Origin of the sequence: Saccharopolyspora sp. 6V (assembly GCF_020176785.1) — a bacterium.
In the GTDB taxonomy this organism is placed as follows: domain Bacteria; phylum Actinomycetota; class Actinomycetes; order Mycobacteriales; family Pseudonocardiaceae; genus Saccharopolyspora_C; species Saccharopolyspora_C gregorii.
Window position 1 is genome coordinate 1 of the sequence record NZ_JAIUKB010000155.1, and the last position, 2,010, is coordinate 2,010.

Consider the following 2,010-nt stretch of genomic DNA (forward strand, 5'->3'; position numbering starts at 1 on the left):
GATCTTTTTCACCGGTGGCTCCGCCACAGGCGAAAAAGCTGTCCTCGCGAGAATCCCGCTGAGAACCCGCGGGTGGTCCTGCTGCTCTGGTGGTCGCCGCTCAGCGGCTTCGCCGCTGACAGGAAAGAGTCGCGAACCGTCGGGCAGGGTCCAAGACGGGCTGAGGACCCGCGGGTGGTCCGGTTGCGTGCTGGGTCGCTGCTCAGCGGCTTCGCCGCTGACAGGACGACGTGCGGGGCGGGTGCTTCGGGTCAGGGGGCGACCGAGGTGCCCGTGGTGTTGTGCGGGGGGATGCCGTCCTGGGCTTCCGGGGAGACCGGCAGGTCTTCCGCCTGCACGCAGCCGCCGATCAGCTCGACCACCCCGTCCTGCTGCCGGTACGAGCCGGGTTCGTCGCAGCCCGCCTGGGCGACCGCGAACACGGCGCCCGCCGACAGGACCGCCGCCACCGCGATCCCGCCGACCAGTGGAAGCGTTCCCGTCGATGCCATCGCCGGTGCCATCCGTGTCCTCCCCGGAGCCGCCGCTCCGCGCGCCGTTGCGCCGTCGTGGGTGCGCGCGCCCCGGCAGACCCCCGATGCCGCGGGCGGATCACGCGTACCGAGCAGCGTACCCAACACCTCGGTCGGCGGTCCGGCTTCGCGCTGGGGCACGATTGGCGCATGTCCCTGATCAGCTTGGACCGGATCCGCGCCGCCGCCGGTGACCTGGCGGACGTGGCCCGCCGCACTCCGCTCGCCCACTCCCGGGTGCTCAGCGACCACGTCGGTGCCGACGTGCACTTGAAGTGCGAGAACCTGCAGCGCACCGGGTCGTTCAAGCTGCGCGGTGCCTACGTCCGGCTGCGCGCCCTGGACGAGGAGCGCCGGGCGGCGGGAGTGGTGGCGGCCAGCGCGGGCAACCACGCGCAGGGCGTGGCGCTGGCGGCCTCGCTGCTGGGCATCGAGTCCACGGTGTTCATGCCGGAGCGCGCGACGCTGCCGAAGCTGGCCGCGACCCAGTCCTACGGCGCCGAGGTGCGCGCGGAGGGCGCGGTGCTGTCCGAGACCCTCGCGCTGGCGCAGGAGCACGCCGCCCGCACCGGTGCCGAGTTCATCCACCCGTTCGACCACCCGGACGTGCTGGCCGGGCAGGGGACCGTCGGGCTGGAGGTGCTGGAGCAGCTGCCGGAGGTCGGCACCGTGCTGGTGCCCACCGGCGGCGGTGGCCTGGTCGCCGGGGTCGCGGCCGCGGTGAAGGCGCTGCGCCCGCAGGTCCGGGTCATCGGGGTGCAGGCCGAGCAGGCCGCGGCCTGGCCGCCTTCGCTGGCGCAGGGAGCTCCGGTGCGCCTGTCCGACACGCGCACGATGGCCGACGGCATCGCCGTCGCCCAGCCCGGCGAGGTCACCTTCGAGCACGTGTCCGCCCTCGTCGACGACGTGATCGCGGTGAGCGAGCAGGCCCTGTCCCGGGCGCTGCTGCTGTGCCTGGAGCGGATGAAGCTCGTCGCCGAACCGGCCGGGGTCGCGGCCGTCGCTGGCCTGCTGGAACGCCCCGACCTGCTGGCGCCGCCGACGGTCGCGGTGCTCTCCGGCGGCAACATCGACCCGTTGCTGCTGCTGCAGCTGATCCGGCACGGCATGACCTCCGCGGGCCGCTACCTGTCGTTGCGGGTGCGGCTGCCGGACCTGCCGGGCTCGCTGGCGGAGCTGCTCGGCAGGCTCGGCGACCTGGCGGCGAACGTGCTGGACATCGAGCACTCCCGGATCTCCGGGGCGCTGGCGCTCGGCCAGGTGGACGTGGAGGTGAGCCTGGAGACCCGCGGGCCGGAGCACCGCGAGCACGTGGTCGCCGAGCTGACCCGCGCCGGCTACACCGTCACCTCCGAGCGGTGAGCGGTGCCCCCCCGCCCCCCCCGCGGGGCGCCCCCCGGGCCCGGGTGGCGCGCCGGGGCCGCGGCCGCGGGCGGGGCGCGCACAGCGCCCTTAAGTTGGCCTGTCCGCAGCCCCGCCCGCCGGGGCGCGGGCTGAG

General features: G+C 74.9%; 2 protein-coding genes. One reads left to right on the plus strand and one right to left on the minus strand.

Translation table 11 applies throughout. From position 1 onward, the window contains the following. Nucleotides 1–251 precede the first annotated feature (251 nt). The gene (locus LCD35_RS25790) at nucleotides 252–491 is read right to left on the minus strand and encodes a hypothetical protein (protein ID WP_224960262.1); all 240 of its coding nucleotides are present in this window, start codon (nucleotides 489–491) and stop codon (nucleotides 252–254) included. Nucleotides 492–662: 171 nt separating this feature from the next. Here LCD35_RS25790 and ilvA point away from each other — a divergent pair, with 171 nt between their 5' ends. After that, nucleotides 663–1,874, plus strand: a complete 1,212-nt coding sequence (gene ilvA, locus LCD35_RS25795; RefSeq protein ID WP_224960261.1) for a threonine ammonia-lyase — start codon at nucleotides 663–665, stop codon at nucleotides 1,872–1,874. Nucleotides 1,875–2,010: the final 136 nt, after the last annotated feature.